This is a genomic window from Aliirhizobium sp. YIM B11859 (assembly GCF_057163345.1).
On record NZ_JBXHAY010000001.1, the window covers coordinates 361,086 to 374,183 of the forward strand.

The 13,098-nt window shown below is 61.1% G+C and carries 11 protein-coding genes; 8 read left to right on the forward strand and 3 right to left on the reverse strand.

Features of this window, described 5'->3' with window-relative positions:
- Window positions 1–90: 90 nt before the first annotated feature.
- Window positions 91–1,863 carry an SLC13 family permease gene (locus AC2GXZ_RS01595; RefSeq protein ID WP_483757372.1) on the reverse strand — a complete coding sequence of 591 codons (1,773 nt, stop codon included), beginning with the start codon at window positions 1,861–1,863 and terminating at the stop codon, window positions 91–93.
- Between the two features lie 279 nt (window positions 1,864–2,142).
- Here AC2GXZ_RS01595 and AC2GXZ_RS01600 point away from each other — a divergent pair, with 279 nt between their 5' ends.
- The 4 genes from AC2GXZ_RS01600 (at window position 2,143) to AC2GXZ_RS01615 (ending at window position 5,762) form a co-directional block, all read left to right on the forward strand.
- Window positions 2,143–3,264: an ABC transporter substrate-binding protein gene (locus tag AC2GXZ_RS01600; protein WP_483757373.1), complete on the forward strand. Its 1,122-nt coding sequence runs from the start codon at window positions 2,143–2,145 to the stop codon at window positions 3,262–3,264.
- 41 nt (window positions 3,265–3,305) lie between these two features.
- Window positions 3,306–4,376: a FecCD family ABC transporter permease gene (locus AC2GXZ_RS01605; protein WP_483757374.1), complete on the forward strand. Its 1,071-nt coding sequence runs from the start codon at window positions 3,306–3,308 to the stop codon at window positions 4,374–4,376.
- Window positions 4,376–5,134, forward strand: coding sequence for an ABC transporter ATP-binding protein (locus AC2GXZ_RS01610; RefSeq protein WP_483757375.1), 759 nt, complete (start codon window positions 4,376–4,378; stop codon window positions 5,132–5,134). Before AC2GXZ_RS01605 ends, AC2GXZ_RS01610 begins: the two co-directional genes overlap by 1 nt.
- Window positions 5,135–5,216: 82 nt before the next feature.
- A complete protein-coding gene (locus tag AC2GXZ_RS01615) occupies window positions 5,217–5,762 on the forward strand; it encodes a glutathione peroxidase (protein ID WP_483757376.1) in 546 nt (181 codons plus the stop codon).
- 55 nt (window positions 5,763–5,817) lie between these two features.
- On the opposite strand, the gene AC2GXZ_RS01620 is transcribed toward AC2GXZ_RS01615, so the two are convergent.
- Both AC2GXZ_RS01620 and AC2GXZ_RS01625 read right to left on the reverse strand, forming a co-directional pair.
- Complete coding sequence (locus tag AC2GXZ_RS01620) at window positions 5,818–6,582, reverse strand: TerC family protein (protein ID WP_483757377.1); 765 nt, start codon at window positions 6,580–6,582, stop codon at window positions 5,818–5,820.
- A gap of 107 nt (window positions 6,583–6,689) precedes the next feature.
- Complete coding sequence (locus tag AC2GXZ_RS01625; protein ID WP_483757378.1) at window positions 6,690–7,397, reverse strand: TetR/AcrR family transcriptional regulator; 708 nt, start codon at window positions 7,395–7,397, stop codon at window positions 6,690–6,692.
- A gap of 127 nt (window positions 7,398–7,524) precedes the next feature.
- On the opposite strand from AC2GXZ_RS01625, the gene AC2GXZ_RS01630 reads away from it, so the two are divergent.
- From AC2GXZ_RS01630 to xylB, 4 genes are all read left to right on the forward strand, one after another.
- Window positions 7,525–8,736 (forward strand): HlyD family secretion protein, encoded by a 1,212-nt coding sequence (locus AC2GXZ_RS01630; protein WP_483758234.1) that lies wholly within the window; start codon window positions 7,525–7,527, stop codon window positions 8,734–8,736.
- A 57-nt stretch (window positions 8,737–8,793) separates the two neighbouring features.
- Window positions 8,794–10,395: a DHA2 family efflux MFS transporter permease subunit gene (locus AC2GXZ_RS01635; RefSeq protein ID WP_483757379.1), complete on the forward strand. Its 1,602-nt coding sequence runs from the start codon at window positions 8,794–8,796 to the stop codon at window positions 10,393–10,395.
- A gap of 145 nt (window positions 10,396–10,540) precedes the next feature.
- The gene (locus tag AC2GXZ_RS01640) at window positions 10,541–11,566 is read left to right on the forward strand and encodes a LacI family DNA-binding transcriptional regulator (RefSeq protein ID WP_483757380.1); all 1,026 of its coding nucleotides are present in this window, start codon (window positions 10,541–10,543) and stop codon (window positions 11,564–11,566) included.
- A 75-nt stretch (window positions 11,567–11,641) separates the two neighbouring features.
- Window positions 11,642–13,096, forward strand: a complete 1,455-nt coding sequence (xylB, locus tag AC2GXZ_RS01645; RefSeq protein WP_483757381.1) for a xylulokinase — start codon at window positions 11,642–11,644, stop codon at window positions 13,094–13,096.
- The last annotated feature ends 2 nt before the right edge of the window (window positions 13,097–13,098 follow it).

The following is a 13,098-nucleotide window of genomic DNA, read 5'->3' on the forward strand; positions in this document are numbered from 1 at the left end:
AAGCCTGTTCCGAGAATAGGGATTGGCGCAGGCTTAGGCCATATTCAACCCGAAGCGTCAAGGTTTTTGGGCGCTTTGCGGTTGTTGGACCTAGCTTACCGGCCAGACATAGAGCAGGGCCGGGATGCTGACGATGATTATAAGGAAGGATAGCGGCAGGCCGAGGCGCGGATAATCGGAAAACTTATAACCGCCCGGGCCGAAAACCAGCGTGTTGCACTGGTGACCGACAGGGGTGAGGAAGTCGCAGCCGGCACCGATCGCCACCGCCATCAGAAAGGCTTCCGGCCTGAAGCCGAGATTGGTCGCGAAACTTGCGGCGATGGGGCCCATGACGAGCACGGTGGCGGCATTGTTCAGGAAGGGCGTGACCGCCATGGCGGTGATGAGGATCAGGCTGAGCGCCCCCCATGCGGGCAGGCTGGCGGCCACTTCTCCGAGCCAGCTGGCGATCAGTTCGCTGCCGCCGGTGGTCCTCAGGCTATCGGAAACCGGGATCAGGGCCGCCAGCATGATCAGGATCGGGCCGTCGACGGATTTATAGATGTCGGCGAGGGGGATACAGCGGAAGACCACCATGCCGAGGGCTGCGGCAAAGAAGGCAACAGGGACTGGTGCGATCCCGACCGCGGTCGCGGCCATGGCGAGCGCCAGAATGATTAGTGGAATGAAGGCGCGACGGCGTGTGCCGAGCAGCACTTCCCGTTGCGCAAGCGGTAGCAGGGCAAAGTCCTGCATGACATTCGGCATGTTCTTGCGGCTGCCCTGGAGCACGATGACGTCGCCGGCCATCAGCGTCAGGCTGGCGAGCCGCTCCTTCAGGCGCTGTCCATGCCGGCTGATGGCCAGGAGGTTGACGCCGCGGGTATAGGATAGCGACAGATCCCTGGCGGACAGGCCACGCAGGGAGGATTCCTGAGTGACGATCGCCTCGATCGATATGACGTCTGCCTGGGCCTGGCCATTTTCCATCAGGGGCTTGCCGGAAAGCTGCAATTTCGCACCCGACACGATGCGGTCCAGCGCCTTTGACGGGCCTTCCAGCATGACGATGTCGTTTTCGCGCAGCGTCAGATCCGGGAAAGGCGCCATGCGGGCCGTGCCACGCAGCACGGCATTGGCGATGACTTCGCCATCGCCCAGTTTCAACAGTTCGCCGAGCCGTTTTTCCAGCACGGTCGATTGGGCGGTGATCATCACTTCGGATGTGTAGTTGGTGATCTCGACCGCTTCCTCCAGCGAGTTGTTCTGCTTGGTGCGGCTCGGCACCAGCCAGTGGAAGAACAGCAGGAAGGTGATGCCGACGACGGCGAGGATCGCACCCATCGGCGTGAAGTCGAACATGGTGAAGGACTGACCCGTCAGCTCTTCGCGGATACGCGAGACGACGATGTTTGGCGAGGTGCCGATCTGTGTCATCAACCCGCCCAGCAACGCGGAAAAGGCCATCGGCATCAGGTATTTCGACGGCGAAGCGCCGGATTTCTTGGCGAACTGGAAGGCGACCGGCATCATGATCGCCAGCGCGCCGATATTTTTGATGAAAGCGGACAACACCGCCACGACGATCATCAGGAGCGCCAGCTGTGTATGCAGCGTGTTCAGGTTTGGGAAAAATTTCTTGATCGCCATGTCGACGACGCCGGAGCGAGCGACCCCGGCCGAGACCACCAGCGCGCTGCCGACAATGATGACGATATCATCGGAAAAACCCGAAAATGCCTGACTGGTCGGGACGACGCCGAGCGCGACCGACAGAACCAGGGCGCAACAGGCGACAACGTCGTACCGAAACCGATCCCAGATGAAAACGGCCATCATCAGAGCGATGACGGAGAAGGCGAGAATCTGCTGGGTTGTCATGCGGCTCCGGTGGGAATGCGTGCGGGCAGGCGGGATGGCGAAGGATGTTCGAGTGACGCGATAATGCCCCAGAGCGCGTCAGGTTTCAAACAACCGGCATCAGCCCTGCATTTTCCCCAGGCGGGCGGGGCGGGCGGGATTTGGATGTTTCGACTGAGAACGCCTTTGCGTCGGCACTGGGTACCGGTTTCCCGTCAAAGATGATTGCCTCACTCATGAAATAGGCGTAGGGCCGGTCCTTGGGAGGAGAGTTGAAGCAATGGACACCCAGGGGATACCATGAAGCCGATTGTCTTATCCGCCATCGCCCTCCTGCTTGGCGCAACTGCCAGCTTTGCCACCGATTATCCGGCGACGATTACCGATGTGGTCGGCCGCAGCGTGACGATCGAGAAGAAGCCCGAGCGCATCATCCTGCAGGATGGACGCGACATGCTGACCATGGCGCTGCTGGATCGCGACAATCCTTATGCCCGCGTCGTCGGCTGGAGCTCCAATTTCGTCAAGTCGGATCCGGGTTCGGCCAAGCTGATGGATCAGGCTTTCGGCAAGGCGCCGCCGGTGATGACCCTGTCCGAGGACGGCGAGGTCGATCTGGAAGCGGTGATCGCCGCCAAGCCGGATCTCGTCGTGGCGCAGCAGCGGGCGGAAAAGAGTTTTCAGGAAAGCGGCGTCGAAGACAAGCTGAAGGCGCTTGGCATTCAGGTGATCTATCTCGACCTGATGGAAAAGCCGGTCGAGGACGCGATGAAGAGTGTCGAGGTTCTCGGCAAGGCGATCGATCGTGAAAAGGAGGCCGGTGACTATGTCTCCTTCTACAAGACGCATCTCGATCATCTGAACGAAATTATCGCCAAACAGTCGACCCACCCGAACGTGTTCATCGAGGCGAAGGCCGGCAACAAGGGTGACGGTTGCTGCTACACGCATGGCGACATGGGCTTCGGCAAACTGATCGCAGCACTCAAGGGCAACAATATCGGCAGCAAGCTTCTGCCCGGCCAGACCGGGAATGTCTCGCTCGAAACACTGCTCAGCAGCAATCCGCCGGATGTTTACATCATGTCCGGTTCGCAGTGGACGAACCCGGAGAATTCCGCAGCGCCGCTCGGTTACAACGTGACGCCGCAGCAGGTATCTGCAGCGCTCGGCAAGCTTGCCCAGCGCGACGGTTTCCCGGCGATGAAGGCTGCACAGGAAGGCCGCGTCTACGGCATCTATCACCAGTTCTACAACCACCCCTACAATATTGTCGGGCTGGAATATTTCGCCACCTTCATGTATCCGGACGCCTTCAAGGATCTCGATCCCGCCGCGACTTATGCGACGCTTATCAAGACCTTCACCAAAATTCCTGATGCGCCCGTTGTGCTCGGCGCCAGTGCGCCGGTAACCCAGTAAGACTGGTGCAACGATAGAGTTTCGGATTGCGGGAGAGCATTGTGACTGTGCTTGAACATCGTCCGCCGGTATCGCCGGCGGATGCGGAAACTGCCTACCACAGCAAGATCCGCCTGAAAGTGATGATGCTGATCGGTCTCGCCGTGGCGCTTTGCGCCGCGGCGGTGATCGATATCTGTCTCGGTTCGGCCAATCTTTCGCCGGGCGATGTTCTGGCGGCTATCTTCCAGCCGGATAGCGTCAGCCGGGCCACGAAGGCGATCGTTGTCGACGTACGTCTACCCTATTCGCTGATGGCGCTTCTGGTCGGCGCTTCGCTGTCGCTTGCCGGTGCCGAGATGCAGACCATTCTCGATAACCCGCTGGCAAGTCCGTTTACATTGGGCGTGTCCTCGGCCGCTTCCTTCGGTGCAGCCCTTGCCATCGTGCTGCAGCTCGGCATTCCGGGCGTGCCGCCGGAATGGATCATCCCCGCCAATGCCTTCGTCTTCGCCTTCGGCTCGGTGCTGCTTCTGCAGGCGTTGTCGGGTCTGCGCGGGGCGGGCACCGAGACGCTGGTGTTGTTCGGCATCGCGCTGGTCTTCATCTTCAACGCGCTGGTTGCGATCATGCAGTTCATCGCGTCTGCCGAGGCGCTGCAGCAGCTGGTGTTCTGGAGCATGGGCAGCCTGACACGCTCGACCTGGGGGAAGCTGCAGATCATGCTCGTCGTCATGTGTCTGGTCGTGCCGTTCTCGATGGCAGCCTGCTGGAAACTGACGGCGCTGAGGCTCGGTGAAGACCGGGCACGCTCGTTCGGCATCGACGTCACGCGGTTGCGCTTCTTCTCGCTCCTGCGGGTCAGCATTCTCGCCGCGACCTCCGTTTCTTTTGTCGGGACGATCGGTTTCATCGGCCTTGTCGGTCCGCATATCGCCCGGTTGCTGGTCGGCGAGGACCATCGCTTTTTCCTGCCGGCAAGCATGCTGTGCGGCGCGCTGGTGATGGCGCTCGCGTCGGCTGCCAGCAAGATGATCGTGCCGGGCGTGCTGATGCCGGTCGGCATTGTCACCTCGCTGATCGGCGTACCATTCTTCCTGGCGCTGATCTTTTCGAAGGCGGGGAAAGCCTGATGCTCTCGGTCGAAAAACTCTCCGCCGGCTACGGCCGCAAATCCGTGCTGACCGATGTCGATATCGCCGCCATGCCGGCAGGTACGATGACTGCCTTCCTGGGCCAGAACGGTGCCGGCAAATCGACCTTGCTGCGGTCGCTCGCCGGCCTCCACAAGGCCGCAGGTACGCTTCATCTCGATGGTGCCGAGATTACCGGTCAATCGCCGGCGCAGCGGGCGCGGGCGATCACCTACATGCCGCAATCGCTGCCGCAACGGGTGGCGCTGACCGTGCTCGAGGCAACGATCGGGGCGTTGAGGGCATCCACACGCGATCCGGATTCGGTCAAGCGGTCGCTTGCCGTGCTGGAGCGGCTCGGCATCAGCCATCTGGCGATGGCGCAGCTCGATTCGTTGTCCGGCGGCCAGCGCCAGCTGGCGAGCCTCGCCCAGGCACTGGTGCGCAAGCCGCGGGTGCTGTTGCTTGATGAACCGACATCGGCGCTCGACGTCGCCCACCAGATCCGCGTCATGCGCACGATCCGCGAGATTACCGAGGAACAGGGCATCATCGCGATTGCCGTGCTGCACGATCTTGGGCTTGCCTGCCGCTGGTGCGACAGGCTGGTGCTGCTGTCGGGCGGCCGGGTCGTCTCCGACGGTGAGCCGGAAGCGGCGCTGACGCCTGCCGTGCTCAACACGGTCTATGGCGTCACGGGCCGGATCGAACGCTGCTCGCGCGGCCAGATCCAGGTGCTGATCGACGAGGTTGCCTGAGTCGTCAGACGATCTGGCATGGCTCTGGACATAAGACGGCGCCCGAATAAAGTGGCGCCATCACATGTATCAGGAGATTTTCATGGCCGACATCCTCTCCATCCCCGTCACGCTCGCGGACGGGCGCCAGACCTCGCTGTCCGAATACAAGGGCAAGGTGATGCTGGTCGTGAACGTCGCCTCCAAATGCGGCCTGACCAAGCAATATGAGGGGCTGGAAAAGCTCTATGAGGACAAGCAGGACAAGGGTTTTGTCATCGCCGCTTTTCCTGCCAATAATTTCAAGGGACAGGAGCCGGGCTCGGACGCCGAGATTGTCGAATTCTGCCAGCTTACCTATGACGTCAAGTTCCCGATCTTTTCGAAGATTTCCGTCAAGGGCGAGGACAAGCATCCGCTTTACACAGCGCTGACGGGCTCCGGCGTGCCGGCAACCGGCGCAGGTCCGATGAAGGAAAGGCTGAGAGGGTTCGGCATGGATATCGCCGATGACGACGAGATCGTCTGGAACTTCGAGAAATTCCTGATCGGTCGCGATGGAAAGATCAAGGCACGGTTTGCCCCGGACGTGACGGCCGAGGACAGCCGGGTCGTCGAGGCGGTGGATCGGGAACTCGCGAAGAACTGAGATCTGGAAATCTGAAAACTAAAAAGAGCGCCCGGAGGCGCTCTTTTTATGTCGGTCAGTGCCGCGTCTCGCTGCCGGCCTTTTTCTTCTTGCGTGCATTTCGCGAGAACATATTGAGCGCTTCGACCAGTGCCGAGAAGGCCATGGCGGCATAGATGTAGCCCTTGGGCACATGCACGCCGAAACCTTCGGCGATCAGTGTGGCGCCGATCATCAGCAGGAAGCCGAGCGCCAGCATGACGATGGTCGGGTTGCGCTCGATGAAGTTGGCAAGCGGCGTTGCGGCGAGCAGCATGACGGTGACGGCGGCGACCACCGCAACGATCATGATCGGCAGATGCGGGGTCATGCCGACGGCGGTGATGATGCTGTCGATCGAAAAGACGAGGTCGAGAACAAGGATCTGGCCGATCGCTGCGGCAAAGCTCATCTGCACGACCTTGCCGCCGGCGCCGACCATGTCTTCCTTGTGATCGTCGACATCGACCGAATGGTGGATTTCCTTGGTCGCCTTGTAGACGAGGAAGAGACCACCGGCGATGAGAATGAGATCCTTCCAGGAGAAGGGATGACCGAAAGCCTCGAAGATCGGGTTGGTCAACTGGACGATCCAGGCGATCGTGCCGAGCAGGCCGAGACGCATGATCAACGCGAGACCGATGCCGATCTTGCGCGCCCTCTCGCGATGCTCAGGCGGAAGCTTGTTGGTCAGGATGGAGATGAAGATCAGGTTGTCGATGCCAAGCACGACTTCCATGACCACAAGTGTAACAAGCGCTACCCAGGCCGTCGGGTCTGCTACCAGCGCTGCAATGTCCATCCATATCTCCTGTTTTCAATCGAAAGGCGTAAATTCTCGCCGCATTTGGGAATTTTTGCCCCGAAAACAAGAGTAGGTTGAAGTGAGGGTGTGACAATTCGGTCCGCTCAGACCGCTTTGACGATCACGGATTTGTTATCGGAGGCGTAGGCGGCCATGAAGACGCGTATGGCGCCACGGATGACACGATCGATCTCCTGCCGCGAGGGAGCATCCTGCATCGTTCCGAACAGACGGAATTTGAAGAAGCTGCCGCTGGCAAGATCAAGGAATTGTCCGGAGGCGAGGTCGAGATCATCGATCTCAAGAGCACCTGCGGCAACGCCCAGTTCCAGGTAGTCATGCAGCACCGTTCGCAAATTCTGCGGGCCGCGGAAGAAGCGCGAACACAGGTCCGGCATACGCTCACGAACGCCCAGTACCGTGCGCATTGCGGTTATCACGTTCTCGTCGGTCAGGTGTTCGAGAAAGGTGACGCCGAAACGATACAGTCCTGTTTCGATATTCTCGTTGTTCGCCAGAACCATCCGCAGCGAGCTGAGAAACGCGGCGCGCTCGGTTTCCACCATGGCGACGAAGAGGTCTTCCTTGTTGGAGAAATAGACGTAGATCGTTCCCTTGGAGACGCCAGCCTCGCGAGTGATGTCGTTCATGCTTGCGGCATCGAAGCCGAGCCGCATGAAGACGCGCTTGGCGCCTTCAAGGATCTGTTCGCGCTTGGCCGGGTCCTCGCCGGCCGCAAACCGTCCATGCCCCTTGGAAGTTTCCCCTCCGGCATCTTTCAGCGAGACCTTCTTTAACCCTGTCGACGTCATTCTTTCCATTTCCAAGCTTTTTCGAACCGACCGGTTCGATCAGCACTTGATATGTGGTAAGGAAGGCTTTATGTCAACGCTCCGAACTGATCGGTTCGATCGGTTCTCGTTTCCTTAGAAGATGGTTCTGCCCATGACGGCCTCCAAGAATACCGGTGCGCTGCGCACAGTTACCAATGACGATGCGACCGTGAACGGCGCGGCTGCCCAGGAACAGGCTGCGCCGGTGACGGCCGAAGCCAGCCCTGCAGCGCCGGCCCAGACGCAGGCGCCCGCTCCGGCTGCCGAAGCCCCGAAGAAAAAGAAGCGCGGCCTCGTGCTGCCGATCATCGGTCTGGCGCTTCTCGCCGGTGGCGCATGGTATGGTTATGAATGGTGGACGACCGGCCGGTTCATGGTTTCCACTGACGACGCCTATATCGAGGGCGACATCGCTACCATTTCTCCCAAGGTCACGGCCTTCGTATCGAAGGTGAACGTGGTCGCCAACCAGCAGGTCAAGGCCGGCGACGTGCTCGTGACGCTCGATAACGGCGATTACCAGAACGCACTCGACCAGGCCAATGCGGCGATCGAGACGGAAAAGCTGTCGCTATCGCGCATCGATGCGCAGGTTGAGGGTTCGCAGGCAAGCCTTGCCCAGTCCCAGGCGTCCAAGGTGGCGCTGCAGGCTGCCGTCCGCGGTGCCGAGATCACCCAGAAGCGCCAGACGGAGCTTTCCGCGAAGTCCGCCGGCACGGCCGCCGATCTCGACAGCGCCAATGTGGCGCTCGACCAGGCCAAGGCGAACCTGATCGGCGGCGATGCCGCGATCAAGTCGGCGGAGGCCAATATCACCATTCTTGAAGCGCAGCGCAGAGAGGCCGAGGGCCAGGTGCGCACGCTCGAACTGCAGCGTGACAAGGCCGCCCGCGACCTGTCGTTTACAGTGCTGAAGGCTCCTTACGACGGTGTCGTCGGCAATCGCTCGGTGCAGGAAGGCGATCTCGTTTCGCCCGGCCAACGGCTGATGGCGCTGGTGCCGACCCGCCAGCTCTATATCGACGCCAATTTCAAGGAGACCCAGATCCAGCATCTGGAGCCGGGCTCCAAGGTGAAGGTGCATGTCGACGCTTATAGCGATGACCCGATCATCGGCACGGTGGAATCGCTGGCGCCGGCCTCCGGCTCTGTCTTCTCGCTGCTGCCGCCGGAAAACGCGACGGGCAATTTCACCAAGATCATCCAGCGCGTGCCGGTGCGTATCGCCCTGCCGCAGGATGCGCTCGATACAGGGCGGCTTCGTGCCGGCTTGAGCGTCGTGGTCGACGTCGATACGCGCACGGCACCGCAGAAGTAACGGCCGCTGAACCGGCTCCTCGTCAAAATGACCCTGATATAGGGCGGAGGTGGTCCCATGGCTGGGAGCGCAACGACAACTGCAGGATCTATCCCGGCCGCGCCTCCGAAGGTGGAGGAGCATATGCCGGTCGGCCGGCTCATCGCGTTTTTCGCGATGGTGCTCGGCATGTTCATGTCGATCCTCGACATTCAGATCGTTTCGGCATCGCTGTCGGAAATCCAGGCCGGCCTGTCTGCCGGCTCGGACGAGATCGGCTGGGTGCAGACCTCCTATCTGATCGCCGAAGTGATCATGATCCCGCTGTCGGGTACGCTTGCCCGCGTGGTTTCGACCCGCTATCTGTTCGCGTTTTCCGCCGCGGGCTTTACGGCCGCCAGCGCGCTTGCCGCGACCGCCTCGAATATCGACCAGATGATCGTCTACCGGGCGATCCAGGGGTTTATCGGCGGCGGCATGATCCCGTCGGTGTTTGCCGCTGCCTTCACCATCTTCCCGCCGTCGAAGCGGGCAATCGTTTCGCCGATCATCGGCCTCATCGCGACGCTTGCGCCGACCATCGGGCCAACGGTCGGCGGTTATCTGTCGAATGCGTTTTCCTGGCACTGGCTGTTCCTGGTCAACATCATTCCGGGTATCTTCGTCACCATCCTGACCTGGAATTTCATCGACTTCGACAAGCCGGAATGGTCGCTGTTCAAGAAGTTCGACTGGTGGGGTCTGATCTCGATGGGTGTCTTTCTCGGCGCGTTGGAATACGTGCTGGAAGAGGGTAATTCCAACGACTGGTTCAACGACAACCTGATCGTTCTCGGCGCAATCGCATCGGTTGTCGGCGCGGTGATTTTCTTCTACCGCGCCTTTACCGTCGATTTTCCGGTGGTGGACCTGACGGCCTTTGCCAACCGCAACTTCGCGCTCGGTTCGATCTTCTCCTTCGTGATGGGGATCGGGCTTTACGGGCTGACCTATATCTATCCGGTCTATCTCAGCCGCGTGCGCGACTATGACAGCCTGATGATCGGCGAGACGATGTTCGTTTCGGGTCTGGCGATGTTCTTCACCGCGCCGATCGCCGGCAAGTTGTCGACGCTGATGGACTTGAGGGCGATGATGGTGCTCGGTTTCGTCAGCTTCGGTGCCGGCACCTATATCATGACCGGCATCACGGCGGACTGGGATTTCTACGAACTGTTCCTGCCGCAGGTGCTGCGCGGTTTCGGCCTGATGATGTGCATGGTGCCTATCAACAATATCGCGCTCGGCACCCTGCCTCCGGCCCGTATCCGCGGCGCGTCCGGCCTGTTCAATCTGACGCGAAATCTCGGCGGTGCCGTGGGCCTTGCGATCATCAGCACATTGCTTTCCAACCGTCAGGACGTGCATTACGAACGGCTACGCGAACATCTCGATTGGGGCAATCCGACGGCCGTCGACCAGATGAACAGCATGGCCTCCAATCTCAATGCTGCAGGGCTCGACGGTGCGACGGGCGCCATCCGGCAGATGGTCAATCTCGTCACGCAGCAGGCGGTGGTGATGTCGTTCAGCGACATCTTCCTGATCCTGACCGTGATATTCGGCTTCATGGTGCTTGGCGTCTCGATGATCGAAAAACCATCGGCGCAGATTACCGGCCGCAGCGGCGGCGGCCACTGACGGCCAGAGATGTCATCCACAACACGACATAAAAGGGCCGTTGCCATGAGGCTGCGGCCCTTTTCCACATTCGTGCGGCCGTTCTCCGGGAATTTCTGATTTACGTACCTCAAAATGTGGTCTAGGACGTCTTGCGGAGGAACGCATGAAGCCCACAGTCCACGATATCGCGCGCAGCGCAGGCGTCAGTCTTGCGACCGTCGACCGCGTTCTCAACGGGCGACCGGGTGTGCGGCACATCACACGGGAGCGCGTCGAGGAAGCAATCTCGAACCTCGGTTATGTGCGCGACGTTGCCGCGGCCAATCTTGCCAAGGGGCGCACCTATTCCTTCGCCTTCGTGCTGCCCAGCAACGACAATTCCTTCATGATCAGCGTGCGCGACGAGGTGGATGAGGCGATCGCCCGTTCAGGCCCGGAGCGAACCCGGATCCGTGTCGTCGACGTGCCGCCCTTCGATGCGCAGGCTCTGGCGAAGGCGCTCGACTGTCTTGCCGCCGACACGCCGGACGGGGTTGCCTTCGTGGCCGTCGAGGGCGCGGAGGTCCATGCGGCCGTAACAAGATTGAAGCGCGCCGGCATTGCCGTCGTCACACTGGTTTCCGATCTTCCCGGATCCGAGCGGGATCATTTCGCCGGGATCGACAACAATGCTGCAGGCCGCACGGCGGCCAACCTGCTCGGGCGGTTTCTGGGTGGTCGCGATGGCAGGGTGGCGGTCGTCGCCGGATCGATGCTGGTGCGGGACCATCGCGAGCGGCTGGAAGGGTTCCTCGCCGTGATGGCTGAGCATTTTCCCGGCTTCGACATTCTTCCGGTGGTCGAGGCGCGCGATGACCCGGCGCTTGCCGATGAGCTTGTTTCCGCCGTCCTCAACCGCCATTCCGATGTCATCGGTCTCTACAGCCTCGGTGCCGGCAATCGCGGCATTGTTCACGCGCTGGCGGGCATAGCGGCGGAAAACCGTCCGCAGGTCGTTGCCCATGAATTGACGGGCACGACGAGAGCGGCGCTCTCGCGAGGTCTCATCGACGCCGTTCTCAACCAGGATGCCGGTCATGAGGTCCGTAGCGCGATCCGAGTTTTGAAGGGCAGGGCGGACGGCCTGCAGGTGATTGCGGCGCAGGAGCGCATTCGTATCGACATATTTCTCAAGGACAATATGCCCTGAGCGTAGCTTTCGAGGGGCAAACGCATTGCAAACCAACCAGCCGCACAAAGACGGCGCGATCTAGGAGAAGACAAAATGTATCTCGGTCTCGATCTCGGCACTTCCGGCGTCAAGGCGATGCTGATCGATGGCGATCAGGCGATCATCGGTTCCGCCAGCGGTGCGCTCGACGTGTCGCGGCCACATTCCGGCTGGTCGGAACAGGACCCGGCGCATTGGATCCGTGCCACGGAAGAAGCAATTGCCGGGCTGAAGGCCGCTCATCCGAAAGAGCTTTCGGCGGTCAAGGGCATCGGCCTGTCCGGCCAGATGCATGGCGCGACACTGCTGGATGCGGACGACAAGGTTCTGCGCCCCTGCATCCTGTGGAACGACACGCGTTCCTTCCATGAGGCGGCGACACTCGATGCCGATCCGCGGTTTCGCCAGCTCACCGGCAATATCGTGTTTCCGGGCTTTACCGCGCCGAAGCTTGCCTGGGTGAAGAACACCGAGCCGGAGATTTTTGCCAAGGTCGCCAAGGTTCTGCTGCCGAAGGATTATCTGCGTCTGTGGCTGACGGGCGAGCATATTTCGGAAATGTCGGATTCGGCCGGGACGTCCTGGCTCGATACCGGTGCGCGCAAATGGTCGGCCGAGCTTCTCTCCGCGACGGATCTTTCCGAAGACCAGATGCCGTCGCTGGTGGAAGGCACCGACGAGGCCGGCAGGCTGCGTGGCGAACTGGCGGCCATATGGGGCATTTCCGGCGACGTCGTGGTGGCCGGTGGGGCAGGCGACAATGCGGCCTCGGCCTGCGGCATGGGGACAGTCAAGGAAGGCCAGGCCTTCGTCTCACTCGGCACGTCCGGCGTGCTGTTTGCCGCCAACGGTTCCTATCTGCCGAAGCCGGAAAGTGCCGTCCATGCCTTCTGCCACGCGCTGCCCAACACATGGCACCAGATGGGGGTTATCCTGTCTGCGGCGGACGCGATCAACTGGCATGCCAAGGTGATGGGCAAGTCTGCCGCCGACCTTTCCGGCGAACTCGGCGAGGCCCTCAAGGCGCCGACCGGCGTTACCTTCCTTCCCTATCTTTCCGGTGAGCGCACGCCGCATAACGACGCGGTGATCCGCGGCGCGTTCATCGGGCTGGAGCATGAATCGAGCCGCGTGGTGCTGACCCAGGCGGTGCTCGAAGGCGTCACCTTTGCGATCCGGGATTCGTTTGAAGCACTGAAGTCCGCCGGTACGTCGATTTCGCGCGTGACGGCCATTGGCGGTGGTTCGCGCTCGCACTACTGGCTGTCGTCGATCGCAACCTCGCTCGGCGTGCCGGTCGATATTCCGGCTGATGGCGATTTCGGTGCGGCCTTTGGTGCCGCCCGTCTCGGGTTGATTGCAGCGACTGGCGCCGACCCGGTTGCCGTCTGCTCGGCACCGAAGACGGAACAGACGATCGATCCCTTCACTGGTCTCACCGAAGCTTACGAGGTTGCTTACCGGCGCTACCGGGCCGCTTATCCGGCAATCCGGGCCATTGCAGGCTGATT